26 protein-coding genes are annotated in these 26,679 nt (G+C 63.8%); 17 read left to right on the forward strand and 9 right to left on the reverse strand.

Features of this window, described 5'->3' with window-relative positions:
- Window positions 1–51 precede the first annotated feature (51 nt).
- The 6 genes from tusD (at window position 52) to CAG33_RS07770 (ending at window position 3,525) form a co-directional block, all read left to right on the forward strand.
- Complete coding sequence (gene tusD / locus CAG33_RS07745) at window positions 52–444, forward strand: sulfurtransferase complex subunit TusD (RefSeq protein WP_085580103.1); 393 nt, start codon at window positions 52–54, stop codon at window positions 442–444.
- Window positions 445–446: 2 nt separating this feature from the next.
- Window positions 447–803: a sulfurtransferase complex subunit TusC gene (gene tusC, locus CAG33_RS07750; RefSeq protein WP_085580101.1), complete on the forward strand. Its 357-nt coding sequence runs from the start codon at window positions 447–449 to the stop codon at window positions 801–803.
- The gene (tusB, locus tag CAG33_RS07755) at window positions 803–1,096 is read left to right on the forward strand and encodes a sulfurtransferase complex subunit TusB (RefSeq protein WP_085579853.1); all 294 of its coding nucleotides are present in this window, start codon (window positions 803–805) and stop codon (window positions 1,094–1,096) included. Before tusC ends, tusB begins: the two co-directional genes overlap by 1 nt.
- A complete protein-coding gene (locus tag CAG33_RS07760) occupies window positions 1,093–1,428 on the forward strand; it encodes a TusE/DsrC/DsvC family sulfur relay protein (protein WP_085579851.1) in 336 nt (111 codons plus the stop codon). The genes tusB and CAG33_RS07760 overlap by 4 nt, the downstream gene beginning before the upstream one ends.
- Window positions 1,425–2,426, forward strand: a complete 1,002-nt coding sequence (locus CAG33_RS07765) for a glycosyl transferase family protein (RefSeq protein WP_085579848.1) — start codon at window positions 1,425–1,427, stop codon at window positions 2,424–2,426. Before CAG33_RS07760 ends, CAG33_RS07765 begins: the two co-directional genes overlap by 4 nt.
- 91 nt (window positions 2,427–2,517) lie before the next feature.
- Window positions 2,518–3,525, forward strand: a complete 1,008-nt coding sequence (locus CAG33_RS07770; RefSeq protein ID WP_085637645.1) for a glutathione S-transferase family protein — start codon at window positions 2,518–2,520, stop codon at window positions 3,523–3,525.
- A gap of 103 nt (window positions 3,526–3,628) precedes the next feature.
- On the opposite strand, the gene cysG is transcribed toward CAG33_RS07770, so the two are convergent.
- The 6 genes from cysG to CAG33_RS07800 all read right to left on the reverse strand — a co-directional run bounded on the left by cysG (window position 3,629) and on the right by CAG33_RS07800 (window position 11,190).
- Complete coding sequence (cysG, locus tag CAG33_RS07775) at window positions 3,629–5,023, reverse strand: siroheme synthase CysG (RefSeq protein ID WP_085579844.1); 1,395 nt, start codon at window positions 5,021–5,023, stop codon at window positions 3,629–3,631.
- 1 nt (window position 5,024) lies between these two features.
- Entirely contained in the window at window positions 5,025–6,305 is a 1,281-nt protein-coding gene (serS, locus tag CAG33_RS07780; protein ID WP_085579842.1) for a serine--tRNA ligase, read from the reverse strand.
- Between the two features lie 15 nt (window positions 6,306–6,320).
- Entirely contained in the window at window positions 6,321–6,695 is a 375-nt protein-coding gene (gene crcB / locus CAG33_RS07785; protein WP_085637648.1) for a fluoride efflux transporter CrcB, read from the reverse strand.
- A complete protein-coding gene (locus tag CAG33_RS07790; RefSeq protein ID WP_085579837.1) occupies window positions 6,692–8,017 on the reverse strand; it encodes a replication-associated recombination protein A in 1,326 nt (441 codons plus the stop codon). Before CAG33_RS07790 ends, crcB begins: the two co-directional genes overlap by 4 nt.
- Window positions 8,018–8,078: 61 nt before the next feature.
- On the reverse strand, window positions 8,079–8,699 hold the full coding sequence (lolA, locus tag CAG33_RS07795; protein WP_085630532.1) for an outer membrane lipoprotein chaperone LolA: 621 nt from the start codon (window positions 8,697–8,699) through the stop codon (window positions 8,079–8,081).
- 79 nt (window positions 8,700–8,778) lie between these two features.
- Window positions 8,779–11,190: a DNA translocase FtsK gene (locus tag CAG33_RS07800; protein WP_085579833.1), complete on the reverse strand. Its 2,412-nt coding sequence runs from the start codon at window positions 11,188–11,190 to the stop codon at window positions 8,779–8,781.
- 496 nt (window positions 11,191–11,686) lie between these two features.
- On the opposite strand from CAG33_RS07800, the gene aat reads away from it, so the two are divergent.
- The 3 genes from aat to infA all read left to right on the forward strand — a co-directional run bounded on the left by aat (window position 11,687) and on the right by infA (window position 13,464).
- Window positions 11,687–12,367: a leucyl/phenylalanyl-tRNA--protein transferase gene (gene aat / locus CAG33_RS07805; RefSeq protein WP_085579831.1), complete on the forward strand. Its 681-nt coding sequence runs from the start codon at window positions 11,687–11,689 to the stop codon at window positions 12,365–12,367.
- A 57-nt stretch (window positions 12,368–12,424) separates the two neighbouring features.
- On the forward strand, window positions 12,425–13,132 hold the full coding sequence (locus CAG33_RS07810) for an arginyltransferase (protein WP_085579829.1): 708 nt from the start codon (window positions 12,425–12,427) through the stop codon (window positions 13,130–13,132).
- 113 nt (window positions 13,133–13,245) lie between these two features.
- The gene (gene infA / locus CAG33_RS07815; protein ID WP_002553999.1) at window positions 13,246–13,464 is read left to right on the forward strand and encodes a translation initiation factor IF-1; all 219 of its coding nucleotides are present in this window, start codon (window positions 13,246–13,248) and stop codon (window positions 13,462–13,464) included.
- Between the two features lie 261 nt (window positions 13,465–13,725).
- Here infA and clpA read toward each other — a convergent pair whose 3' ends face one another.
- Together clpA and clpS are read right to left on the reverse strand one after the other, a co-directional pair.
- Window positions 13,726–15,996, reverse strand: coding sequence for an ATP-dependent Clp protease ATP-binding subunit ClpA (gene clpA, locus CAG33_RS07820; protein ID WP_085579827.1), 2,271 nt, complete (start codon window positions 15,994–15,996; stop codon window positions 13,726–13,728).
- 30 nt (window positions 15,997–16,026) lie between these two features.
- Window positions 16,027–16,389 carry an ATP-dependent Clp protease adapter ClpS gene (gene clpS / locus CAG33_RS07825; protein ID WP_015094394.1) on the reverse strand — a complete coding sequence of 121 codons (363 nt, stop codon included), beginning with the start codon at window positions 16,387–16,389 and terminating at the stop codon, window positions 16,027–16,029.
- Window positions 16,390–16,613: 224 nt separating this feature from the next.
- Here clpS and CAG33_RS07830 point away from each other — a divergent pair, with 224 nt between their 5' ends.
- Window positions 16,614–16,895, forward strand: coding sequence for a cold shock domain-containing protein (locus CAG33_RS07830; RefSeq protein WP_085579826.1), 282 nt, complete (start codon window positions 16,614–16,616; stop codon window positions 16,893–16,895).
- Between the two features lie 80 nt (window positions 16,896–16,975).
- On the opposite strand, the gene icd is transcribed toward CAG33_RS07830, so the two are convergent.
- Window positions 16,976–18,232 (reverse strand): NADP-dependent isocitrate dehydrogenase, encoded by a 1,257-nt coding sequence (gene icd, locus CAG33_RS07835; protein WP_085579824.1) that lies wholly within the window; start codon window positions 18,230–18,232, stop codon window positions 16,976–16,978.
- A 483-nt stretch (window positions 18,233–18,715) separates the two neighbouring features.
- Here icd and CAG33_RS07845 point away from each other — a divergent pair, with 483 nt between their 5' ends.
- From CAG33_RS07845 to CAG33_RS07875, 7 genes are all read left to right on the forward strand, one after another.
- Complete coding sequence (locus CAG33_RS07845; protein WP_085579822.1) at window positions 18,716–20,941, forward strand: NADP-dependent isocitrate dehydrogenase; 2,226 nt, start codon at window positions 18,716–18,718, stop codon at window positions 20,939–20,941.
- A 199-nt stretch (window positions 20,942–21,140) separates the two neighbouring features.
- The gene (locus CAG33_RS07850) at window positions 21,141–21,587 is read left to right on the forward strand and encodes an NUDIX hydrolase (RefSeq protein ID WP_085630536.1); all 447 of its coding nucleotides are present in this window, start codon (window positions 21,141–21,143) and stop codon (window positions 21,585–21,587) included.
- 59 nt (window positions 21,588–21,646) lie between these two features.
- Window positions 21,647–22,771, forward strand: a complete 1,125-nt coding sequence (gene mnmA, locus CAG33_RS07855) for a tRNA 2-thiouridine(34) synthase MnmA (RefSeq protein WP_085630538.1) — start codon at window positions 21,647–21,649, stop codon at window positions 22,769–22,771.
- Complete coding sequence (gene hflD, locus CAG33_RS07860; protein WP_085579815.1) at window positions 22,768–23,391, forward strand: high frequency lysogenization protein HflD; 624 nt, start codon at window positions 22,768–22,770, stop codon at window positions 23,389–23,391. The genes mnmA and hflD overlap by 4 nt, the downstream gene beginning before the upstream one ends.
- 127 nt (window positions 23,392–23,518) lie before the next feature.
- A complete protein-coding gene (gene purB / locus CAG33_RS07865; RefSeq protein WP_085579813.1) occupies window positions 23,519–24,889 on the forward strand; it encodes an adenylosuccinate lyase in 1,371 nt (456 codons plus the stop codon).
- A gap of 86 nt (window positions 24,890–24,975) precedes the next feature.
- Window positions 24,976–26,148 (forward strand): cupin domain-containing protein, encoded by a 1,173-nt coding sequence (locus tag CAG33_RS07870; RefSeq protein WP_085579811.1) that lies wholly within the window; start codon window positions 24,976–24,978, stop codon window positions 26,146–26,148.
- Entirely contained in the window at window positions 26,141–26,566 is a 426-nt protein-coding gene (locus CAG33_RS07875; protein ID WP_085579809.1) for a GNAT family N-acetyltransferase, read from the forward strand. Before CAG33_RS07870 ends, CAG33_RS07875 begins: the two co-directional genes overlap by 8 nt.
- The last annotated feature ends 113 nt before the right edge of the window (window positions 26,567–26,679 follow it).

Here is a 26,679-nt window from a genome sequence, read left to right on the forward strand (position 1 = left end):
CCCCGGCGAGAAAGCTTTATCATGGCCGCAGTTTCGCTGATCGAGTCCGTCATGAAGTTCGCCATCGCGCTGTTTTCCGCCGCCCATGCGCCCTCCTCGCGCCGTGCCCTGCTGTTCGCCCAGGCGGCGCTGGCCGGCGGGCATGAGATCGTCCGGCTGTTTTTCTACCAGGACGGCGTGCACAACGCCTCGGACAGCGTGGTCACCCCGCAGGACGAACAGGACCTGCCCAAGCAATGGCGCGCCTTCATCACCGAACAGCGGCTGGACGGCGTGGTGTGCATCGCCGCCGCCCTGCGCCGTGGCGTGCTGAACGCCGAAGAGGCCGCACGCTACCAGCGTGACGCCGTGGCCGTCAGTGCGCCGTGGGAACTGTCCGGCCTGGGCCAACTGCACGATGCGGTGCAGGACGCCGACCGTCTCATCTGCTTCGGAGGCGCATGAACATGGCTAAATCCCTGTTGATCATCAGCCGCCAGTCGCCATGGTCCGGCCCCGGCGCCCGCGAGGCGCTGGACATCGTGCTGGCCGGCGGCGCGTTCGATCTGCCGATCGGCCTGCTGTTCCTCGACGACGGCGTGCTGCAACTGGCCGCCGGGCAGAACGCCAAGGCCTTGCAGCAGAAGGACCTGAGCGCCAATCTGCAGGCGCTGCCGATGTTCGGCGTCGAAGAACTGTTCTACTGCGCCGACAGCGCCGCCCTGCGCGGCCTCGGCGATCTGTCGCTGGACGAGGCGCAGCCCTTGGCCGCCGACCGCATCACCGCCCTCATTGACCGTTACGACCAAGTGATCACGCTCTGATGTCGACTTTGCATGTGCTGTCCCATTCCCCGTTCGGCGACGAACGCCTGACCAGTTGCCTGCGCCTGCTGGGCAGCGCCGACGCCTTGCTGCTGTGCGGCGACGCCGCCTATGCCCTGCGACCCGGCACCGCGCCGTTCACTGCGCTCCAGGCCCGCAACGCCAGGCTGTACGTGCTGGCCGAAGACGCCCAGGCCCGAGGGCTTGAGGTTCCGGACTGGGCCGACGCCATCGACTATCCGGCCTTCGTCGAGCTGTCGGTGCGCCACGACAAGGTCAACACCTGGCTATGAAGACCCTGACCGTCGGCGCCCGCGCCATCGAACTGGACAAGGACGGCTTCCTGGTGGACCTGAGCGACTGGTCGGCCGAGGTCGCCGCTGCCCTCGCCGTCGCCGAAGACATCGAGCTGACACCCGACCACTGGGAAGTCCTTGAGCTGCTGCGCGCCTTCTACGCGGAGTTCGAGCTGTCCCCGGCCACCCGGCCGCTGATCAAGTACACCGCCCTGAAGCTGGGCCCGGACAAGGGCAACAGCCTGCACCTGAACCGCCTGTTCAAAGGCACCCCCGCCAAGCTCGCCGCGAAACTGGCGGGCCTGCCCAAACCGACGAATTGCCTATGACCGACTTTCCAGCGCTGACCCTCGAAACGCCCGCCGAGCATCCGTTCGCCCAGTTCGTGCGGATCCTGGGCAAAGGCAAGCGCGGCGCCCGCGACCTGACCCGCGCCGAGGCCCGCGAGGCCATGGGCATGGTGCTGGACGGCAAGGTCGAGGACACCCAGCTCGGCGCCTTCCTGATGCTGCTGCGGCACAAGGAGGAAAGCGCCGAAGAGATGGCCGGCTTCACCGAAGCCCTGCGCGAACGCTTGCATGCCCCGTCGTTGGCCGTCGACCTGGACTGGCCGACCTATGCCGGCAAGAAACGCCACCTGCCGTGGTATCTGCTGGCGGCCAAGTGCCTGGCGCAGAACGGCGTGCGCATCTTCATGCACGGCGGCGGCGCCCACACCGCCGGGCGTCTGTACAGCGAACAGCTGCTCGGTGAGCTGAACATCCCACTGTGCCGCGACTGGCAGCAGGTCGGCTCGGCGCTGGACAACGGCGGCCTGGCGTTCATGCCGCTGGTGGACTGGGCGGCGCCGTTGCAGAAGATGATCGACTTGCGCAACACCTTGGGCCTGCGCTCGCCGATCCACTCGCTGGCACGGATCCTCAATCCGCTGGGCGCCCGTTGCGGCCTGCAAAGCATTTTCCATCCCGGCTATCAGGCGGTGCACCGCGAAGCCAGCGGCCTGCTGGGCGACACGGCCATCGTGATCAAGGGCGACGGCGGCGAAATCGAGATCAACCCGGACGCCGACAGCCACCTGTACGGCACCGCCGGCGGCGCAAGCTGGGACGAGGAATGGCCGCGGCTGTCGGCCCAGCGCCACGTCAAACCGGCATCGCTGGAGACCCGCCAATTGAAGGCGGTCTGGCGCGGCGAGTCGGACGACAGCTACGCCCGCATGGCTTTGATCTCGACCATGGCGCTCGCCCTCCGGGGGCTGGGCCAGAGCCGTGAGCAAGCCTTCGAAACGGCCGAACAATACTGGGCTGCACGGAACAAATCGATTTAATCGATCATAGCTGCCCGATCTTTGCGCTTTTTGTTCGAACCCATCGGAATAGACTCCACTCCAACGATTATTGGTTTGCGGAGTCTTGAACATGGGTTTACTGGTCGATGGCCGCTGGCAGGACAAATGGTACGAAAGCGACAAGGACGGCGCCTTCCGGCGCGAACAGGCGCAACGCCGCCATTGGGTCACCCGCGACGGCCGCCCCGGCCCCAGCGGTGAAGGCGGCTTTGCCGCCGAGGCCGGGCGCTACCACCTCTATGTGTCGCTGGCCTGCCCGTGGGCCCACCGCACGCTGATCCTGCGCAAGCTCAAGGGGCTGGAAAGCCTGGTCGACGTCTCGGTGGTCAGTTGGCTGATGCTGGAAAACGGCTGGACCTTCGACAAGGCGCTGGGCTCCACGGGCGACCGGCTCGACGGCTTCGACTTCATGCACCAGCGCTACACCGCAGACACCCCCGACTACACCGGCCGCGTCACCGTGCCGGTGCTGTGGGACAAACGGCTCAAGCGCATCGTCAGCAACGAATCGGCGGAGATCATCCGCATGTTCAACAGCGCGTTCGACGGCTTGACCGGCAACGGCCTGGACTTCTACCCGGCACCTTTGCGCAGTGAAATCGATGGGCTGAACGAGCGGATCTACCCGGCGGTCAACAACGGCGTGTACCGCGCCGGCTTCGCCACTTCGCAGCAGGCGTATGAAGCGGCGTTCGACGATGTGTTCGCCGAACTGGATCACCTGGAAAGGCTATTGGGCACCCACCGCTACCTGGCGGGAGAGTTCCTCACCGAAGCGGACATCCGTCTGTTCACCACCCTGATCCGCTTTGACGCGGTGTACCACGGGCACTTCAAGTGCAACCTGCGGCGGATCGCCGATTATCCGAACCTGTCGAACTGGCTGCGCGAGCTGTACCAGTGGCCGGGCATCGCCGACACGGTGGATTTCCAGCACATCAAGCACCACTACTACGGCAGCCACAAGACCATCAACCCGACCGGCGTCGTGCCCAAAGGTCCTGAGCAGGACTTCACCGCGGCCCATGACCGGGCGCGGCTGAGCGGGAAAGGGATCTGGAATCACATCAGCGTTTGAGGGCCCCAATCGCCAGCAGGCTGGCTCCTACAGGGGATCTGTGTCGTTCACGAATCCAATGTGGGAGCCAGCCTGCTGGTGATCGGCACAATGCGGTCTGTCGTCAGACTTGCCCCTGAGCCCCTTCGAACCACGCCAGTTTCTCGCGCAGTTGCACCACTTCGCCGACGATCACCAGGGTCGGCGCATGCACTTCATGCTCCGCCACCAACCCGGGCAGGTCGGCCAGGGTACCGGTGAACACCCGCTGATTGACCGTGGTGCCCTGCTGGATCAGCGCCGCCGGGGTGTCCGCGCCGCGCCCGTGCTTGATCAACTGCTCGCAGATGACCGGCAGCCCCACCAGGCCCATGTAGAACACCAGCGTCTGCGCCGGCGCGACCAGGTCGGCCCAGGGCAGATCGGTGGAACCGTCCTTCAGGTGCCCGGTGACGAAACGCACCGACTGCGCGTAGTCGCGGTGGGTCAGCGGGATCCCGGCATAGGCCGCGCAACCGCTGGCCGCCGTGATGCCCGGCACGACCTGGAACGGGATGCCGTGGGCCGCCAGTTCTTCGATCTCTTCGCCGCCGCGGCCGAAGATGAACGGATCGCCGCCCTTGAGCCGTACCACGCGCTTGCCGGCCTTGGCCAGATCCACCAGTTGCCGGTTGATCTGATCCTGGGGCACCGCGTGGTCGGCGCGGCGCTTGCCGACGTAGACCCGCTCGGCGTCCCGGCGGCACAGCTCCAGAATCGCCGGCGCCACCAGACGGTCGTACAGCACCACGTCAGCCTGCTGCATCAGGCGCAAGGCGCGGAAGGTCAGCAGATCCGGATCGCCGGGCCCTGCGCCCACCAGATACACCTCGCCGGTGGCCACCGGTGCCTGGCCATCGATCTTGGCCTGCAGCAGACGTTCGGCCTCGGCGCCCTGCCCGGCCAGTTGCCGGTCGGCGATCGGCCCCTGGAACACGTCCTCCCAGAAGGCACGACGCTGCTGCACGTCGGGAAACAGGTTTTTGACCTGATGCCGGAAACGCGCGGCGAGACCGGCCAGATGGCCGTAGGTGGCAGGGATCCAGGTCTCGATCTTGGCGCGGATCAGCCGGGCCAGCACCGGCGCGTCGCCGCCGCTGGACACCGCGATGATCAGCGGCGAACGGTCGACGATGGCCGGGAAGATCACGCTGCACAGGGCCGGCGCGTCCACCACGTTGACCGGCACGCAACGCCGATGGGCATCGGCGGAGACCTGCGCGTTCAGCGCTTCATCGTCGGTGGCGGCGATGATCAGCCCGCAGCCGTCCAGATCCGTGTCGAGATAACCGCGCAACAGGCACTCACCGCCGCTGGCGGTCACCAGATCACGCAGTTGGGCTTCGATTTCAGGTGCGACCACCCGCAGCAGCGCACCGGCGTCGGCCAGCAGGCGGGACTTGCGCAAGGCAATCTCCCCCCCGCCGACGACCAACACACGACTGCCGCGCAGGTTGTGAAACAGCGGCAGATAGTCCATGTCAGCCGATGACCTCAAGGCCACCCATGTACGGCTTCAGCACGTCCGGCACGCGGATCGAACCGTCGGCCTGCTGGTAGTTCTCCAGCACCGCCACCAGGGTGCGGCCGACCGCCAGGCCGGAACCGTTGAGGGTGTGCACCAGCTCAGGCTTGCCGGTTTCCGGGTTGCGGAAGCGCGCCTGCATGCGGCGGGCCTGGAAGTCGCCGCAGTTGGAGCACGACGAGATCTCGCGGTACTTGTCCTGGCTCGGGATCCACACTTCCAGGTCGTAGGTCTTGACCGCGCTGAAGCCCATGTCACCGGTGCACAGCGCCAGGGTGCGGTACGGCAGCTGCAGCAGCTGCAGCACCTTCTCGGCGTTGGCGGTCAGGCTCTCCAGGGCTTCCATGGATTTGGACGGCTCGACGATCTGCACCATCTCGACCTTGTCGAACTGATGCTGGCGGATCATGCCGCGGGTGTCGCGGCCCGACGCGCCGGCTTCGCTGCGGAAGCACGGGGTGTGGGCGACGAACTTGATCGGCAGCTGCTTGGCGTCGACGATTTCGCCGGCCACGATGTTGGTCAGCGACACTTCGGCGGTCGGGATCAGGTACAGGTCGGCCTCACCGTCGCGGCCGATCTTGAACAGGTCTTCCTCGAACTTCGGTAACTGGCCGGTGCCTTGCAGCGCCGGCGCCTGCACCAGGTACGGGGTGTAGGCCTCTTCGTAGCCGTGCTCGGTGACGTGCAGGTTGATCATGAACTGCGCCAGGGCGCGGTGCAGACGGGCGATCGGGCCGCGCAGCAGGGCAAAACGCGCGCCGGACAGCTTGGCGGCGGTCTCGAAATCCAGCCAGCCGAACTTCTCGCCCAGAGCGACGTGGTCCTGCACCGGGAAGTCGAAGGCGGTCGGCGTGCCCCAGCGGCGCACTTCCACGTTGCCGTCTTCGTCTTCGCCGACCGGCACCGATTCGTGCGGCAGGTTGGGGATGCCCAACAGGATCGCGTCCAGCTCGGTCTGAATCTTGTCCAGCGCAGCCTTGCCTTCGTTCAGTTGGCTGCCCATGTTCTCGACATTGGCCATCAGCGGGGCGATGTCTTCGCCGCGTTGCTTGGCCTGACCGATGCTCTTGGAGATCGCGTTGCGTTCAGCCTGAAGCTTTTCGGTTTCGGTCTGGACTTCCTTGCGCTGCTCTTCCAGCGCTTCGATGCGCGCGACGTCCAGGGCAAAGCCACGGGAAGCCAGGCGGTCCGCTACGTCCTGAAGGTTGCTACGTAACAGTTTGGAATCGAGCATGTCGGTCTCTCGTTGTCAAAGTTTGGTCAGGGACAGGCCGGCCCAGGTGGCGAGCAGCCCGCCGAATACGCTGAGCGCCGCATAGCCCAAGGCCAGCGGCACCTGCCCGCTTTCCAGCAGGCGCACCGTATCCAGTGAAAAGGATGAAAAGGTCGTCAGCCCTCCGAGGAAGCCGACGATCAACCCGGCACGCACCTCGAAAGGCACCTCCGGGCGTATCAAAAACAGGCCGTACAGCACGCCGATCAAAAGACAGCCCACGATATTAACGGCCAGCGTCGCGGTATAGAAGTGCCGCGGCCAGTTGGCGTTGACCCAATTGCCGGCGGCGAAGCGCAGCAGCGTGCCGGCGACGCCACCGATGGAGACTGCAATGATCGCTGGAATCACGGTTTTCTCCGCTGGCGGGGGCTCAGCCGGTCGAGTTGGGCAAGGTGCTTGAGCTTTTCGCCGATCTTCAGCTCCAGGCCACGGGGCACCGGCTGGTACAACGGAATCGGCTCGAGCGCTTCCGGGAAATAGTCTTCGCCGGCGGCATAGGCGTCCGGCTCGTCGTGGGCGTAGCGGTATTCGTCGCCGTAGCCCAACTGCTTCATCAGCTTGGTCGGGGCGTTGCGCAGGTGCAGCGGCACTTCCAGCGAACCGTGCTCGGCGGCGGCGCGCATCGCAGCCTTGAAGCCCATGTACACCGCGTTGCTTTTCGGCGCGCAGGCCAGGTAGGTGATGGCCTGGGCCACCGCCAGTTCGCCTTCGGGGCTGCCGAGGCGCTCCTGCACGTCCCACGCCGCCAGGCACAGGCTGAGGGCCCGGGGGTCGGCATTGCCGATGTCCTCGCTGGCCATGCGCACCACACGCCGGGCCAGGTACAGCGGATCGCAACCGCCGTCGATCATCCGCGCGAACCAGTACAGCGCACCGTCCGGGTTGGAGCCGCGCACCGACTTGTGCAGCGCGGATATCTGGTCGTAGAACGCTTCGCCGCCCTTGTCGAAACGCCGGCGGGTGTCGCCGAGCAGGCTCTGCAGCAGGTCGGTGCCGATCTCACTGTCGTCGTCGGCCAGGTCCGAGGCGTTCTCCAGCAGGTTGAGCAGGCGCCGGCCGTCGCCGTCGGCGGCCGACAGCAGCATCTGGAAGCCTTCGTCGCTGAGGGTGAGGTGGCGTTTGCCCAGGCCCCGCTCTTCGGTCAGCGCCCGGTGCACCAGCTTGCGCAGCGCAGCTTCGTCCAGGCTCTTGAGCACATACACACGGGCCCGCGACAGCAGCGCGTTGTTCAGTTCAAATGACGGGTTTTCGGTGGTGGCGCCGATGAAGATCAGCGTGCCGTCCTCGACGTACGGCAGGAACGCGTCCTGCTGGGACTTGTTGAAGCGGTGCACCTCGTCGACGAACAGGATCGTGCGCCGGCCGTACTGCGCGGCCTGCTGCTTGGCGATCTCCACCGCCTGACGGATCTCCTTGACCCCGGCCAGCACCGCCGACACCGTTTCGAAGTGCGCATCCGACACTTCCGCCAGCAGCCGCGCCAGGGTGGTCTTGCCCACGCCCGGCGGGCCCCAGAAGATCATCGAATGCAGCGCGCCCTGCTCCAGCGCCTCGCGCAGCGGCTTGCCGCGGGCGAGCACGTGCTCCTGGCCGACGTATTCGTCCAGGTTGGTGGCGCGCAACCGGGCCGCCAAAGGCTGGGCCAGGGGCTCTCTGCGAAACAGATCCATCACGTACCGTTGAAACCTCTAGGCGTTGATCCTGCGGGCTCTCGCCCACAGGGTTCAGGGGTTATTCCTGGATCACGTCGGCACCCTTGGGGATGTCGAACTTGAACTTGGACGCCGGAATCGCTTCGTTGGCCTTCACCCCGGTGAACAGGATGTTGGTGCGCTGGCCGACGCTGTCGATCAGTTGCATGTCATTGACCAGGCCGTTGCGGAACGACAGGCGCAGGCTGTCGAACAGGGTGTCCTTGGTCTTCGGCTTGAGGGTGAAGTCGATCACGCCGCCGGCTTCCTTGGCGGTGATGTCGAAGCTCTGGCTGATCTTCGACACATCGCCCGACAGCAACAGGGCCGGGGTCTGGGTCAGGCGCTCGTCCAGCTTCTTGATCGTCGCCTGCTCAAGGTCCGGGTCCCACAGGGTGACCTTCTTGCCGTCGGAGACCATGGTCTGCTCGGCCGGCGCGTCGGTGTGCCAGTAGAACAGGCCCGGGCGCTGCAGCGACATCTCGCCGGCGGTTTCCTGCAATTGGGTGCCGCTGCCATCGAGGGTCAGCTGGGAAAAGCGTGCGGTGAGGGTCTTGGATGTTTCCAGCAGTTGGGTCAGGCGCGCCACGTCCTTTTCGTCGGCGTGGGCCGAAAGCGTGGTCAGGGCCAGTACCGGCAGCAGCATGCGGATCAGACGCATGGGAGTCCTCTTGAATACTCGTGGGAGAGCGGACGGCGCCTCATTGCGCCGTCCCGGCTGTTGAATCCAGGGGTTTGACTCAGTCGCGCACCGGCCCCGGGGCCAGCACCTCACGCGAACCGTTGGTGTTCATCGCCGTGACGACCCCGGCCATTTCCATGGCTTCGATCATCCGGGCGGCGCGGTTGTAGCCGATCTTCAGCTTGCGCTGCACCGCAGAGATGGAAGCCCGGCGGCTTTCGAGCACGAACTGCACGGCTTCGTCGTACAGCGCGTCGGCTTCCGGATCGTCGCCTTCGCCACCGCCGCTGCTGCCTTCGAAACCGCTGCCCGCCTCTTCGACACCGTTGAGGATGTCGTCGTTGTATTCCGGCGCGCCGCGCAGTTTCCACGCCTCCACCACCCGGTGCACTTCGTCGTCGGAGACGAACGCGCCGTGCACCCGGATCGGCAGGCTGGTGCCCGGCGGCATGTAGAGCATGTCACCGTGGCCGAGCAATTGTTCGGCGCCGCCCTGGTCGATGATGGTGCGCGAGTCGATCTTGCTCGACACCTGGAACGCCATCCGCGTCGGGATGTTGGCCTTGATCAGGCCGGTGATCACGTCCACCGACGGCCGCTGGGTCGCGAGGATCAGGTGGATGCCGGCGGCCCGCGCCTTCTGGGCGATGCGGGCGATCAGCTCTTCCACCTTCTTGCCGACGATCATCATCATGTCGGCGAATTCGTCCACGACCACGACGATGGTCGGCAACTTCTGCAGCAACGGCGCCTCGTCGTGGATGCTTTCGCGCTTGTACAAAGGATCGCTCAACGGCTCGCCGGCGTCCTGGGCCTCCTTGACCTTGGCGTTGAAGCCGGCCAGGTTGCGCACGCCCATCTTCGCCATCAGCTTGTAGCGCCGCTCCATCTCGGCGACGCTCCAGCGCAGGGCGTTGGCCGCGTCCTTCATGTCGGTGACCACCGGGCACAGCAGGTGCGGAATGCCTTCGTAGATCGACAGTTCGAGCATCTTCGGGTCGATCATGATCAGCTTGGCGTCTTCGGGGCCCGACTTGAACAGGATCGACAGGATCATCGCGTTCACGCCCACCGACTTACCGGAACCGGTCGTACCGGCCACCAGCAGGTGCGGCATCTTGGCGAGGTCGGTGATGACCGGCTTGCCGCCGATGTCGTGGCCGAGGGCCAGGGTGACCGGCGACTTGAAGTTGTCGTACTCAGGCGTCGACAGCACCTCGGAGAACCGCACGATCTGCCGGTCTTCGTTGGGGATCTCGATGCCGACGGTGGTCTTGCCCGGAATCACCTCGACCACCCGCACGCTGGTCACGGCCAGGGAACGCGCCAGGTCTTTGGCCAGGTTGGCGATGCGGCTGACCTTCACGCCGGCGGCCGGCTGGATTTCGTAGCGGGTGATGACCGGGCCCGGATGGATCGAGTCCACCGTGACCTCGACGCCGAATTCCTTGAGCTTGATCTCCAGCAGGTGACCGATCGCCGCCAGGGACTCGGGGGAATGGTTGAGCTGTTTCTTTTCCGCCACATCGAGGATCGAGATCGGCGGCAAGGTGCCTTCCACGGCGCTGTCGACGAACAGCGGCACCTGCTTTTCCTTCTGCACGCGCTTGCTCGGCTCCGGCGCCTTGACCGGGGCCGGCATGATGACCGGCGGCACCTGTTTCTCCCGCTCGGACATATGCTTGCTCAGGGCCTGTTCGCGTTCGATCAGGCGTTCCTTGACCTTGGCCTGCTCGCGCTTGTCCGGCACCGCCGGGGCGACGACCTCGTCCACACGGTCATCGACTTCGCGCAGCTGGGCAACCAGTTGCCGGCGCTCGGTGCGCGCCGCCCACCAGCGGTTGAGCGCGCCCTGGAACAGTTCGAACAGGTCGAGGGTAATCTTGCCGGTGACGTCCATCACCTTGAACCACGACAGGTCGGTGAATACCGTCAGGCCGAACAGGAACAAGGCGATGAACAGCAAGGTGCTGCCCTGGATGTTCAGAGCGTTCCTGGCCAGGTCGCCGAGGCTTTCGCCCAGCGCCCCGCCGGCGCCGGCCGGCAGGCTGGAGGCCGCGGCATGAAAATGGATGTGGGCCAGCGCGGCGCCCGACAGCACCAGGAACACCAGGCCGATCAGGCGCCAGGAGAACAGCCAGCCGCTCCACTGCCAGGGCTCGTGGCGCTGACGGAAGATCTGGTAGGCCTTGATCGCCAGCAGCAGCGGGAAGATGTACGCGAAGTAACCCAGCACCATGAACAGGATGTCGGCGCTGTAGGAGCCGGCCGGACCGCCGAAGTTCTGCACGTCGTCGATCTTGCTGTTGTGGCTCCAGCCCGGATCGTCCTTGCCGTAGGTCAGCAAGGCCATCATCAGGAACAGGCACAAGGCACCGATGGCGATCAGCGCACCTTCCTTGAGCCGGTAGTGCAACTGCTGACGCCAGAGCGGAACGACTGCTTTTGGTGCTTCCGTGGATTTCTTCAAAACGCTTCTTTTCCTGCGCCTGAGGCGCGTCCATCTATTGAATTGACGATAAAGAACTGCCCGATCCCAGGCAGGCAAAAAATTGACGGGCACAACCGAAACCCGTTTTAACACTGCATCGGTGCCTTAATAAACTCGGCACACGGAGAATATTCTGCAACAGCCCGGCATTGTACGGGTTTGCACGCGTGTTGCCATGCCCGCGCCCGTGCAACAAGCATAGCCAAGCGCACGGATCCTGCGGCTCAATTTGAGCATGCATTACCTTTTGTGACAAAGGCTTATGAGGTGTATTTGATGAACGTCACGAAGCGCCCGGCGCCGATCGCCGCACAATGCCCGACGCCTGCCGCGCCACCCGTCTGCGCGACGCCCGATTACGACCGCGCCTGCCCGGCCAAGTTGCAGCCGCGCAGGATCGGGAGGACATTCCCGTCATTTAGCGGCACACTCTAGCGCAGCCACCGCCCTCCCCTCTTCCGCAAGCCCGAATGCCATGCTGACCTGGTTACAACGCAACACCCTGACATTTCCGCCCCTGGAAAAGGCCATGCGCGATCCCAACGGATTGCTGGCGGCCGGCGGCGACCTGTCCGCCGACCGGCTCATCCAGGCCTACCGCCACGGCTGCTTTCCGTGGTTCTCCGAAGGCCAGCCGATCCTCTGGTGGTCGCCTGATCCGCGCACGGTGCTGTTTCCCGACGAACTGCACGTCTCCCGCAGCCTGGCCAAGCTGATGCGCAAACAGCGCTACCGGGTGACGTTCGACCAGGATTTCGCGGCGGTGATCAGCGCCTGCGCCGCGCCGAGGGACTATGCCGACGGCACCTGGATCACTCAAGCGATGCAGGACGCTTACCTCGAACTGCACCGGCGCGGCTTTGCCCATTCGGTGGAAGTCTGGGACGGGGGCGAACTGGTCGGCGGCCTGTACGGCCTGGCCATGGGCCAACTGTTTTTCGGCGAATCGATGTTCAGCCGCGCCGACAATGCCTCCAAGTACGGTTTTGCCACGCTGGTGCAGCACCTGAAGGACGCGGGGTTCGTCCTGATCGACTGCCAGATGCCCACCGACCATCTGCACAGCCTCGGCGCCCGGGCAATCTCGCGCCGCACCTTCGCCGACTACCTGGCGCGGCACCTGGATCGGCCGAACCAGGCCACCTGGGTTTGCTGAGCGACTTTTGCGCACCTGGCTTACACTTAATTCACAAGCTTACCCCGAGGGTTGATCATGACCGAGTTGGCGCGTTTGAAGTTCTATGCCACTCAGCCTCATTCCTGCAGCTACCTGCCGCAGGAGCAGGCCACGACCCTGTTTCTCGACCCCAGTCAGCCCATGGATGTGCATGTCTACGCAGACCTGTCGGAAATGGGTTTTCGTCGCAGCGGCGACCATCTGTACCGTCCGCACTGCCAGAACTGCAATGCCTGCGTGCCGGCGCGCATCCCGGCGCTGCAGTTCAGCCCCAACCGCCAGCAGAAGCGCATTTTCAAGCGCAATGCCGACCTGCAGGTGCGACCGGTGAAGCCGGGCTTCAGCGAAGAGTATTTCGACCTGTACCAGCGCTACATCGAGCAACGGCACGCCGACGGCGACATGTACCCGCCCAGCCGTGACCAGTTCGCCACGTTCCTGGTGCGCGACCTGCCCTTCTCGCGCTTCTACGAGTTCCGGCTCGACGGACGGTTGCTGGCCGTGGCCGTCACCGACCTGCTGCCCAACGGGCTGTCGGCGGTCTACACCTTCTATGAGCCGGAGGAAGAACGCCGCAGCCTGGGGCGCTACGCCATCCTTTGGCAGATCGCCGAAACCCGGCGCCTCGGGCTGGACGCGGTCTATCTGGGCTACTGGATCAAAAACTGCAAAAAGATGAACTACAAGACCCAGTACCGCCCCATCGAACTGTTGATCAATCAGCGCTGGGTCATCCTCAACTGAACGCAAACCCTTAAACCCCTTGGCGTAAACACCACTTTTCGGGCACAATGCACGCCGCTTTTGCCTGGCGCAGTTGCACCGGGCCATTCACTGGACACCGAGGGCTTTACTGCATGTCGAAAGAAGACAGCTTCGAAATGGAAGGCACTGTCGTCGACACCCTGCCAAACACCATGTTTCGCGTGGAATTGGAAAATGGGCACGTCGTTACCGCGCATATCTCCGGCAAGATGCGCAAGAACTACATTCGTATTCTTACCGGTGACAAAGTGCGCGTCGAGCTGACGCCCTATGACTTGAGCAAAGGGCGCATCACTTACCGCGCTCGCTAAGCAAGTCAATACAAGACGCCCGGCCCTGCCGGGCGTTTTTGTTTGCGCGGGATTTGACCTGCGGCGCCCGGACTGACGCCATCGCCAGCAGGCTGGCTCCCACAGGTTAATGCACCACGCAGGTCCAATGTGGGAGCGAACCTGCTCACGATAGCGTCCGCGCGGTCGGCCATGATGTCGACCGGCACAGGGACGACCAAGAATACCCGGACAGCAAAAAGGCGCCATAAGGCGCCTTTTTGCTGTGTCGCGGTTTTGGCCTCAGGCCATTTCCGCCGTGGTTTCGAACTCGAAGGTCAGCTCGCCATCCTTGATGTCGATGTGCACCACACCGCCATGCTCGGCCAGTTCGCCAAACAGGATTTCCTCCGCCAGCGGACGCTTGATCTTGTCCTGGATCAGGCGCGCCATCGGACGGGCACCCATCGCCGAGTCGTAGCCGCCGGCCGCGAGCCAGCTGCGGGCCGCGTCGGTGACTTCCAGCAGCACCCGCTTGTCTTCCAGCTGCGCCTGGAGCTCGGTGAGGAACTTGTCCACCACGCTCTTGATGACTTCGTGGCTGAGGCGACCGAACTGGATGATGGTGTCCAGGCGGTTGCGGAACTCCGGCGTGAAGCTCTTCTTGATCACTTCCATCGCATCGGACGAGTGGTCCTGATGGGTGAAACCGATCGAAGCGCGCGCCGCGGTCTCGGCACCGGCGTTGGTGGTCATGATGATGATCACATTGCGGAAATCCGCCTTGCGCCCGTTGTTGTCGGTCAGCGTCCCGTGGTCCATCACCTGCAGCAGCAGGTTGAAGACTTCCGGATGCGCCTTCTCGATTTCGTCGAGCAGCAGCACGCAATGCGGTTGCTTGGTGATCGCCTCGGTCAGCAGGCCGCCCTGGTCGAAGCCGACATAACCCGGAGGCGCACCGATCAGACGCGAAACGGTGTGGCGTTCCATGTACTCGGACATGTCGAAGCGAACCAGCTCGATGCCCAGCGCCTTGGCCAACTGCCGAGCGGCTTCGGTCTTGCCGACGCCGGTGGGACCTGCGAACAGGAACGAACCCACCGGTTTGTCAGGCGACTTCAGCCCGGCACGGGACAGCTTGATCGCAGTCGACAGGGAGTCGATCGCCGCGTCCTGGCCGAACACCGTCAGTTTCAGGTCGCGTTCGAGGTTGCGCAGCAGTTCCTTGTCGGAGCTGGTGACGTGTTTCGGCGGAATCCGCGCGATCTTCGCCACGATGTCCTCGACCTGAGCCACGTCGATGCGCTTCACGCGCTTGTCCGCCGGCTGCAGGCGCTGGTAGGCGCCCGCCTCGTCGATGACGTCGATAGCCTTGTCCGGCATATGCCGGTCATTGATGTAGCGCGAGGCCAGTTCGGCGGCGGCGCGCAGGGACTCGTCGCTGTACTCGATGTTGTGGTGCAGCTCGAAGCGCCCTTTCAGGCCCCGCAGGATGCCGATGGTGTCCTCCACCGACGGTTCGACGACATCGACCTTCTGAAAACGCCGCGCCAGGGCCCGGTCCTTCTCGAAGATGCCGCGAAATTCCTGGAACGTGGTCGAGCCGATGCAACGGATGTCACCGGACGACAGCAGCGGCTTGAGCAGGTTGGAGGCGTCCATGACGCCGCCGGACGCCGCGCCGGCACCGATGATGGTGTGGATCTCGTCGATGAACAGGATCGCCTGCGGACGTTTCTTCAGCTCGTTGAGCAGCGCCTTGAAGCGCTTCTCGAAATCGCCGCGGTACTTGGTGCCGGCCAGCAAGGCACCGAGGTCGAGGGAATAGACGACGCTGTTGATCAAGAGATCCGGCACCAAGCCGTCGACGATGCGCTTGGCCAGGCCTTCGGCGATCGCGGTCTTGCCCACGCCCGCCTCGCCCACCAGCAGCGGGTTGTTCTTGCGCCGGCGCGCGAGGATCTGCGCGACGCGCTCGACTTCCGTCTCGCGGCCGACCAGCGGGTCGATCCGGCCCTGACGCGCCAGTTCGTTGAGGTTGCTGGCATACGCGTCCAAAGGATTGCCTGAAGAAGAAGACTCACCGCCCTCGTCGTCCTGCATATCTTGCTCACCCTCAGAATGTTCGCCATGCCCCGGCACCTTGGAAATGCCATGGGCGATATAGTTGACGACATCGATGCGTGCGACGCTCTGCTGCTTCAGCAGGAAAACCGCCTGACTCTCTTGCTCACTGAAGATCGCGACCAGCACGTTGGCGCCGGTCACTTCGCGTTTGCCCGAGCTCTGAACATGAAAGACAGCACGTTGCAGCACACGCTGGAAGCCCAGGGTCGGCTGGGTTTCGCGGTCCTCGTCATGGACGGGGATCAGCGGCGTGGTGGAGTCGATGAACTCCTGCAGGTCGTGCTTGAGTTTGTCGAGGTTTGCGCCGCAGGCACGCAAAACGGTGGCGGCAGCCTCGTTATCCAATAAGGCCAGCAGCAGGTGTTCGACGGTCATGAACTCATGACGCTTCGAACGGGCCTCCTTGAAGGCAAGATTGAGGGTGACTTCGAGCTCGCGGTTTAACATAGCTTCACCTCATACCCAAGTGGTCGGCGATTAACCGTCCTTCTCGATTTCACAGAGTAGCGGATGCTGGCTTTCCCTGGCGTACTGGTTGACCTGCATGGCCTTTGTCTCGGCGATGTCGCGGGTAAACACTCCACATACTGCCCGCCCTTCTGTATGGACGGCCAGCATGACCTTGGTCGCCAGCTCGCGATTCAGGTTAAAAAACACCTCGAGCACTTCGACGACGAAATCCATCGGTGTGTAGTCATCATTGAACAAAACCACCTTGTACATCGGCGGCGCCTGCAATGCAGGCTTTGCTTCCTGAACAGCAATGCCCGCTGAATCGTCGTCGTGTAAATCAGGGCGATCCTGATTGAATGTTAGTCGAATCTGGCTGATTGCATGCATGGAAAGAAAGGTTCGTCAGTTGTGCAAATACAGTGGTGGGGGCGGCTGCACGCGTTTTCAACTCCGATTGCCCGGTCACCTTGACTATCGGGAAAACGGTGTTACAACCAATAGAACCCACGGTGGGTAAAAAAGATCCGCGGAGTCCTGTTCGCAAACGAATTCGACTGCGGATGAATCGGATGATACTCCAGCGTTGGAGTCTGTTGCAGAGGGATTTGAGCATGGCTGTCGGCAAGGTGAAATGGTTCAACAATGCCAAGGGATTCGGCTTCATCAACACCGACGCCCGCGAAGGCCGGGACGAGGACGGCAAGGAAATCGACTTTTTTGCCCACTACTCCGCCATCGAGATGGATGGCTACAAGACCCTCAAGGCCGGGCAGCTCGTCAACTTCGAGATCGTACAAGGGCCAAAAGGCCTGCATGCCGTCAAGATCACGACTACCGACGCCACCAAAGAACGCACAGCGGCCGCCGGCCAGGCGCAGACGGTCGCCCACTGATCCGAGCGCACCTGCCGCCCTAAACGAAACCGCCCGGTTCGAATCATCGAACCGGGCGGTTTGCATTGCGGCGGATTCGCTTACATGTGCGAGATCAGCGCCTCGCCGAAGCCCGAAGACGACACCAGCTTCGCGCCTTCCATCAGGCGTTCGAAGTCGTAGGTCACGGTCTTGGCCTTGATCGCGCCGTTGGTGCCCTTGATGATCAGGTCGGCTGCCTCGGTCCAGCCCAGGTGGCGCAGCATCATCTCGGCCGAGAGGATCACCGAGCCCGGGTTGACCTGATCCTTGCCGGCGTACTTGGGCGCCGTGCCGTGGGTGGCCTCGAACATGGCCACGGTGTCGGACAGGTTGGCGCCCGGCGCAATGCCGATGCCGCCCACTTCCGCCGCCAGGGCATCGGAGAGGTAGTCACCGTTGAGGTTCAGCGTGGCGATCACGTCGTACTCGGCCGGACGCAGCAGGATCTGCTGGAGCATGGCGTCGGCGATGGCGTCCTTGACGATGACTTCGCGGCCGGTCTTCGGGTTCTTGAACTTCATCCACGGGCCGCCGTCCAGCAGCTCGGCGCCGAACTCTTCCTTCGCCACCTCATAGCCCCAGTCCTTGAAGGCACCTTCGGTGAATTTCATGATGTTGCCCTTGTGCACGATGGTCAGCGACTTGCGGTCGTTGTCCACCACGTACTGCAGGGCCTTGCGCACCAGGCGCTTGGTGCCTTCCTTGGAGACGGGCTTGATGCCGATGCCGCAATCCTGGTCGAAGCGGATCTTGGTGACGCCCATTTCCTCTTTCAGGAACTTGATGACCTTGGTGGCCTCCGGGGAACCGGCCTTCCACTCGATGCCGGCGTAGATGTCCTCGGAGTTCTCGCGGAAGATGACCATGTCGACGTCGCCTGGCTTTTTCACCGGGCTCGGCACGCCGTCGAACCACACCACCGGCCGCAGGCAGACATACAGGTCGAGCTGCTGGCGCAGGGCGACGTTGAGGGAGCGGATACCGCCGCCGACCGGGGTGGTCAGCGGGCCCTTGATGGAGACGACGTAATCCTTCACGGCGTCCAGGGTTTCCTGAGGCAGCCAGGTGTCCTGGTCATAGACCTGGGTCGCTTTTTCGCCGGCGTAGACCTCCATCCAGGAAATCTTGCGCTTGCCTCCGTAGGCCTTGGCCACGGCAGCATCCACCACTTTGATCATCACCGGACTGACGTCGACGCCAATGCCGTCGCCTTCGATGAAGGGAATGATCGGGTTATCAGGGACATTGAGAGAATGGTCTGCATTGACGGTGATTTTGTCGCCGACGGCCGGAACCTGAATCTTCTTGTAACCCATGCTGAACTCCACTCATTGGATTGAACATCTGGCTTCGTCCGAGCGTAACCCACTTGAATCAACACGCAAACCCTCTGTTCCGGGCACGGGCCCATCCCGCTTCCTACAAGCCTGAAAGCAAAGGGAAAAGCGCCAATCTCAAGCATTGCCGGCAACTTGCCGCCCGCCGCTGCCCTGCGACCTTTAGACCAATGGACGAGAATCGTTGCATATGAACCATCGGCAGATTGCCAGCTACCTATGTATAATGCCGCCCGCTGACCACAGGGTCACGACGGCTGGCCTCTCTACGACGAGACTTTCCGCCTGATTTGGCCGGGCTGATACCGCAGCCTGACCGCATGACGCTCTACTGATGCACCCAACATCACCGCGAAGAAACCTCGACACTCGGTTCATGGATGACTTTGAACGAACGCGCTTACCCGGCGCCCCTCGAGTTTCTGCGCACGCTTTAGCAAAGAAGAGAGAGTTAATCCGAATATGCCCACCCGCTCGAAGATCATCTATACCTTCACCGACGAAGCTCCAGCCCTCGCCACCTACTCCCTGCTGCCGATCATCGAGGCCTACACCGCTTCGGCCGATATCGCCGTGGAAACCCGCGATATCTCTCTTGCAGCACGCATCCTGGCCAGCTTCCCCGAGCAACTGGGCGACAAAGCCGTAGCCGACCACCTTGCCGAACTGGGCGAACTGGCGGTCACGCCTGAAGCCAACATCATCAAGCTGCCGAACATCAGCGCTTCGGTACCGCAACTGCAGGCCGCCATCAAAGAGCTGCAGGCCCAGGGCTACAACCTGCCGGACTACTCGGAAACCCCGGCCACCGACGCCGAAAAAGACGCCAAGGCCCGTTACGACAAGGTCAAGGGCAGCGCCGTGAACCCGGTTCTGCGTGAAGGCAACTCCGACCGCCGCGCTCCGCTGTCGGTCAAGAACTACGCGCGCAAGCACCCGCACAAGATGGGCGCCTGGGCCAAGGACTCCAAGTCCCACGTCGCCCACATGAGCGCCGGTGACTTCTACGGCAGCGAGAAGGCTGCCCTGATCGAAGCCGCCGACGCGGTGAAGATCGAACTGATCGCCAAGGACGGCACCGCCACCGTCCTGAAAGAAAAAACCAGCGTTCAGGCCGGCGAGATCCTCGATTGCGCCGTGATGAGCAAAAACGCTCTGCGCGCCTTCATCGCCGCCGAAATCGAAAGCGCCAAGGCCCAAGGCGTACTGCTGTCGGTTCACCTGAAAGCCACCATGATGAAGGTCTCCGACCCGATCATGTTCGGCCAGATCGTTGCCGAGTTCTACAAAGATGCCCTGGCCAAGCACGCCGACGTGCTGGCGCAGATCGGCTTCAACCTGAACAACGGCATCGGCGACCTGTACGCCCGCATCAAGACCCTGCCGGCCGAGCAGCAAGCCGCCATCGAAGCCGACATCCAGGCGGTCTACGCCGTTCGTCCAGCGTTGGCGATGGTCAACTCCGACAAGGGCATCACCAACCTGCACGTGCCGAGCGACGTGATCGTCGACGCCTCGATGCCGGCCATGATCCGTGACTCCGGCAAGATGTGGGGCACCGACGGCCAACTGCACGACACCAAGGCCGTGATCCCGGACCGCTGCTACGCGACCATCTACCAGGCCGTGATCGAAGACTGCAAAGCCAACGGCGCCTTCGATCCAACCACCATGGGCAGCGTGCCGAACGTCGGCCTGATGGCCAAGAAGGCCGAAGAGTACGGCTCCCACGACAAGACCTTCCAGATCAAGGCCGACGGCGTCGTCCGCGTGACCGACAGCAAGGGCACCCTGCTGATGGAACAGGCTGTCGAAGCCGGCGACATCTTCCGCATGTGCCAGACCAAGGACGCGCCGATCCAGGATTGGGTCAAGCTGGCCGTCAACCGTGCCCGCGCAAGCAGCACCCCGGCCATTTTCTGGCTGGACCCGATGCGCGCCCACGACGGCGTGGTGATCGAGAAGGTCCAGGCCTACCTGAAAGACCACGACACCGCCGGCCTGGACATCCAGATCATGGCCCCGGTCGAGGCGATGAAGGCCACCCTGCAGCGCACCCGCGAAGGCAAGGACACCATTTCGGTGACCGGCAACGTACTGCGTGACTACCTGACCGACCTGTTCCCGATCATGGAACTGGGCACCAGCGCCAAGATGCTGTCGATCGTGCCGCTGATGAACGGCGGTGGCCTGTTCGAGACCGGCGCCGGCGGTTCGGCTCCGAAGCACGTGCAGCAACTGGTCGAAGAGAACTTCCTGCGCTGGGACTCGCTGGGTGAATTCCTGGCCCTGGCCGCGTCCCTGGAACACCTGGGCGTGAACTACGGCAACCCGAAAGCGCTGGTGCTGGCCAAGACCCTGGACCAGGCCACCGGCCAGTTCCTGGACAACAACAAGTCGCCATCGCGCAAGGTCGGCAACATCGACAACCGCGGCAGCCACTTCTACCTGGCGCTGTACTGGGCCCAGGCCCTGGCCGCCCAGACCGAAGACGCCGCGCTGCAAGCGCAGTTCGCGCCGCTGGCCAAGACCCTGACCGAGAACGAAGCGACCATCGTCGCCGAGCTCAACGCCGTTCAGGGCAAGCCAGTGGACATCGGCGGCTACTACCACGCCGACGCCGAGCTGATCAGCAAGGCCATGCGCCCGAGCGCCACGCTCAACGCGGCCATCGCTGCGCTGGTGTAAGGCAGTAAAGGCAACATCACAAACCCCGGCCAAGTGCCGGGGTTTGCGTTTCTGAAGACGACACAAACCCTTGTGGGAGCTGGCTTGCCAGCGATGACGGCCGATCAGCCAACAATCATGGTGACTGGCCCACCGCTATCGCTGGCAAGCCAGCTCCCACAGGGATAGTGTTTCAAGTTTTGGGAATTGAGGAAGGTTCATGGACTGGCAACCCCACATCACCGTCGCCACCATCGTCGAGGACAACGGCCGCTTCCTGATGGTCGAAGAGCACAAGGCCGGCCGCAACGTGCTCAACCAGCCCGCCGGCCATCTGGATCCGGACGAGACCCTGATCGAGGCCGCCGTGCGCGAAACCCTTGAGGAAACCGGCTGGGACGTCGAGCCCACCGGCGTCATCGGCATTTATCTGTACACCGCCCCCAGCAACGGCGTGACCTACCAGCGGGTGTGCTTCAGCGCCAAGGCCGTCAAACACCACCCGGACTATCAACTGGACGACGGCATCGTCGGCGCCAAGTGGCTGACCCGCGACGAATTATTGGAGCAGCGCGATCACTGGCGCAGCGAACTGATCATCCGCTGCATCGACGATTACCTGGCCGGCAATCGCTTCGGCCTCGAACTGATCCGCCCTTCCCTTTAGCCTTGAGGCCGTGAGCCTGTTAGAATCGCGTCCTTTTTCAAGACACTCATTGAATCCCTATGCGTGATCCAGCCCCTTCTGACACATCCAAGAAGCGCGTCATTGTCGGCATGTCCGGCGGCGTGGACTCTTCCGTTTCCGCTCTCCTGCTGATCGAGCAGGGCTTTGAGGTGGAAGGCCTGTTCATGAAGAACTGGGAAGAAGACGACGGAACCGAGTACTGCACCGCCATGGACGACCTGGCGGACGCCCAGGCCGTGTGCGACAAGATCGGCATCAAGCTGCACACCGCCAACTTCGCCGCCGAGTACTGGGACAACGTGTTCGAGCACTTCCTGGCCGAATACAAGGCCGGCCGCACGCCGAACCCGGACATCCTGTGCAACCGCGAAATCAAGTTCAAGGCGTTCCTGGACTACGCCATGAGCCTGGGCGCCGACCTGATCGCCACCGGTCACTACGTGCGCCGCCGCGACATCGACGGCCGCACCGAACTGCTCAAGGGCCTGGATCCGAACAAGGACCAAAGCTACTTCCTGCACGCCGTCGGCGGCGAACAGATCGCCAAGACCCTGTTCCCGGTCGGCGAACTGGAAAAGCCCGAAGTTCGCGCCATCGCAGAGAAGTACGAACTGGCCACCGCCAAGAAGAAGGACTCCACCGGGATCTGCTTCATCGGCGAGCGCCGCTTCAGCGACTTCCTCAAGCAGTACCTGCCGGCGCAGCCCGGCGAGATCAAGACCACCGAAGGCGAGGTCATCGGCCGTCACCACGGTCTGATGTACCACACCATCGGCCAGCGCCAGGGCCTGGGCATCGGCGGCCTGAAGGACGCCGGCGACGAGCCGTGGTACGTGCTGCGCAAGGACCTGGAGCACAACGAACTGATCGTCGGCCAGGGCAACAACCATCCGTGGCTGTTCTCCGGCGCCCTGCTCGCTTCCGAGATCTACTGGGTCAACCCTATCGACCTGAGCCAGCCGCGCCGCCTGACCGCCAAGGTGCGCTACCGCCAGAACGACCAGGCCTGCACCCTCGAGCAGACCGCCACCGGCTACCGCGCCGTGTTCGACGAGCCGCAGCGCGCCGTCACGCCGGGCCAGTCGGTGGTGTTCTACGACGGCGAGGTCTGCCTCGGCGGCGGCGTGATCGAAGTCGCCGAGCCGTGGAGCGGCCAGGCATGAGCCCGATCCAGGAACAACTGACGGCGTTGGGCGGCGTGTTTCTCGCCGCCGTGCTGGTCGACCGGATCGCCAAGACCGGCCAGACCAACGAGGCCGGCCTGACCTGCATGCTCGGCAGCCTGCTGGTGCGCGACCCCAAGGACACGCTGGACGTCTACGGCGGCGACGACATCAACCTGCGCGACGGCTACCGCGCGCTGGTCGGCGCCCTCGAACGCGACCCGAGCACCCTGCAGCGCGAGCCGTTGCGCTACGCCCTGTCGATGCTGGGCCTGGAGCGGCAACTGGCCAAGCGCGACGACATGCTCGACACCATCGGCAAGCGTCTGCCGCAGATCCAGTCCCAGGTCGAGCATTTCGGCCCGGCCCACGAAAACGTGATCGCCGCGTGCGGCGCGCTGTACCAGGACACCCTGAGCACCCTGCGCCAGCGGATCCAGGTGCACGGCGACATGCGCAACCTGCAGCAGCCGAGCAACGCCTCGAAGATCCGCGCCCTGCTGCTGGCCGGCATCCGCTCGGCGCGCCTTTGGCGCCAGCTCGGCGGCCACCGCTGGCAACTGGTGATCAGCCGCCGCAAGCTGCTCAAAGAGCTGTACACGCTGATGCGCAGCGAGTGAACCGACCCGCGACAATTGCTTTGTAGTCTGTAACGCGTAATACGCCGGTCAGTTGGTGACGGATCGGCGGACTTTTTCATGTATGATACGCGCCCCATTTCGTTGCCCGACTGTCCGAGAACACCCCATGCAGCTCTCTTCGCTCACTGCGGTTTCCCCTGTAGACGGCCGCTACGCCGGCAAAACCCAGGCCCTGCGCCCTATTTTCAGCGAGTACGGCCTGATCCGTGCCCGCGTCCTGGTCGAAGTGCGCTGGCTCCAGCGCCTGGCCGCCCACGCCGGCATCCCGGAAGTGCCGGCCTTCTCCGCCGAGGCCAACGCCGTTCTGAACGAACTGGCCGAAAACTTCTCGCTGGAGCACGCCGAGCGCGTCAAAGAGATCGAACGCACCACCAACCACGACGTCAAGGCGATCGAATACCTGCTCAAGGAGCAGGCGGCCAAGCTGCCGGAGCTGGCCAAGGTCAGCGAATTCATCCACTTCGCCTGCACCAGCGAAGACATCAACAACCTGTCCCACGCCCTGATGCTGCGCGAAGGCCGTGACGACGTGATGCTGCCGCTGATGCGCCAGACCGCCAACGCCATCCGCGAACTGGCCCAGCGTTTCGCCGACGTGCCGATGCTGTCGCGCACCCACGGCCAGCCGGCCTCGCCGACCACCCTGGGCAAAGAGCTGGCGAACGTGGTCTACCGCCTGGAGCGCCAGATCGCTCAGGTGGCCGCCGTTCCGCTGCTGGGCAAGATCAACGGCGCCGTGGGCAACTACAACGCCCACCTGTCGGCCTACCCACAGATCGACTGGGAAGCCAACGCCCGTGCCTTCATCGAAGAAGAGCTGGGCCTGGCCTTCAACCCGTACACCACGCAGATCGAGCCGCACGACTACATCGCCGAGCTGTTCGACGCCATTGCGCGCTTCAACACCATCCTGATCGACTTCGACCGTGACATCTGGGGCTACATCTCCCTGGGTTACTTCAAGCAGCGCACCATCGCCGGCGAAATCGGCTCGTCGACCATGCCGCACAAGGTCAACCCGATCGACTTCGAAAACTCCGAAGGCAACCTGGGCATCGCCAACGCGCTGTTCCAGCACCTGGCGAGCAAACTGCCGATCTCCCGCTGGCAGCGTGACTTGACCGACTCCACCGTGCTGCGCAACCTCGGCGTGGGCTTCGCCCACAGCGTGATCGCGTACGAAGCGAGCCTCAAAGGCATCAGCAAGCTGGAACTGAACGCGCAGAAGATCGCCGAAGACCTGGACGCCTGCTGGGAAGTGCTGGCCGAACCGGTCCAGACCGTGATGCGCCGCTACAACATCGAGAACCCGTACGAAAAACTGAAGGAACTGACCCGCGGCAAGGGCATCAGCCCTGAAGCGCTGCAGACCTTCATCGACGGTCTCGACATGCCGGCCGAAGCAAAGGCCGAGCTCAAGCGCCTGACGCCGGCCAGCTACATCGGCAACGCCGTGGCGCAAGCCAAGCGCATCTGATCGACCGCTTGAACCGTTTGAGACGCCCGGCCGCGCCGGGCGTTTTTATTCCCGTCTGAAAAGTGCTTTTTTTCAATAGGTTACATATGAATCCAGATACTCCTCTTCAACTTCTGGGCGGCCTCACGGCGCGCGAGTTCATGCGCGACTACTGGCAGAAAAAACCGCTGCTGATCCGTCAGGCGATGCCTGACTTCGAAAGCCCGATCGACCCTGACGAGCTGGCCGGCCTGGCCCTCGAAGAAGAAGTCGAATCGCGCCTGGTCATCGAACACGGCGAGCGTCCGTGGGAGCTGCGTCGCGGCCCGTTCGCCGAGGACGAGTTCACCAAGCTGCCTGAGCGCGAGTGGACCTTGCTGGTGCAGGCGGTCGACCAGTTCGTGCCGGAAGTCAGCGAACTGCTGGAGAACTTCCGCTTCCTGCCGAGCTGGCGCGTCGACGACGTGATGATCAGCTTCGCGGCCCCCGGCGGCAGCGTCGGCCCGCACTTCGACAACTACGACGTGTTCCTGCTGCAGGGCCACGGCAAGCGCAACTGGAAGATCGGCCAGATGTGCGACTCCGAGAGCCCGCTGCTGCAGCATGCGGATCTGCGCATCCTCGCCGAATTCGAACAGACCGACGAGTGGGTGCTGGAACCGGGCGACATGCTCTACCTGCCGCCGCGCCTGGCCCACTGCGGCGTCGCCGTGGACGACTGCATGACCTACTCGGTCGGCTTCCGCGCGCCGAGCGCCGCCGAAGTGCTGACCCACTTCACCGACTTCCTGAGCCAGTTCCTGCCGGACGAAGAGCGCTACACCGACGCCGACGCCAAGCCGGTCAGCGATCCGCACCAGATCCAGCACGACGCGCTCGACCGCCTCAAGTCCCTGCTGGCCGAGCACATGGGCGATGAACGCCTGCTGCTGACCTGGTTCGGCCAGTACATGACCGAGCCGCGCTACCCGGAACTGGTGGTGGGCCTTGAAGAAGTCGCGGAAGACGACTTCCTCGGCGCCCTGGAAGACGGCGCGGTGCTGATCCGCAACCCGAGCGCCCGCCTGGCCTGGTCCGAAGTCGACGACGACCTGCTGCTGTTCGCCAGCGGCCAGAGCCGTTACCTGCCGGGCAAGCTGCGCGAGCTGCTGAAGATGATCTGCGCCGCCGACGCGCTGCACATCGACAACCTCGGCGAGTGGATGGACGACGAGGACGGCCGCGGCCTGCTGTACGAACTGGTCAAGCAAGGCAGCCTGGGGTTCGCCGACGATGAATAAGATTCGCGTGCATGTCGCAGACTGGCAAAAGGACAACGCCGAGATCCGGCGCATCCGCGAAACCGTGTTCATTGCTGAGCAATCGGTGCCGCCGGAGCTGGAATGGGACGCCGATGACGCCACCGCCGTGCATTTCCTGGCGTTCGAAGGCGACTTCCCCATCGGCACCGCCCGCCTTTTGCCCGACGGGCACATTGGCCGGGTGTCGGTGCTCAAGGACTGGCGCGGCCTGAAGGTCGGCGATGCGCTGATGCAGGCGGTGATCGCCGAAGCCGAAGCGCGTGGGCTCAAGCAGCAGATGCTCAGCGCCCAGGTGCAGGCGACGCCGTTCTACGAGCGTCTGGGGTTCAACCTGGTCAGCGAGGAGTTCCTCGAGGCCGGGATTCCCCATGTCGACATGGTCCGCCATTCGGCTTGAGCCCATCACCACCAGGCCAGCTTCCGCAGAGCAAACCTTGCGGGAGCCAGCCTGCTGGCGACAAGGCCGGCAAGAACACCCAAAACGCCCCGCCATCTGCCGATGCCGGGGCG

This window comes from Pseudomonas sp. B3(2017), assembly GCF_002113595.1.
GTDB classification, from domain to species: Bacteria; Pseudomonadota; Gammaproteobacteria; order Pseudomonadales; family Pseudomonadaceae; genus Aquipseudomonas; species Aquipseudomonas ekonensis.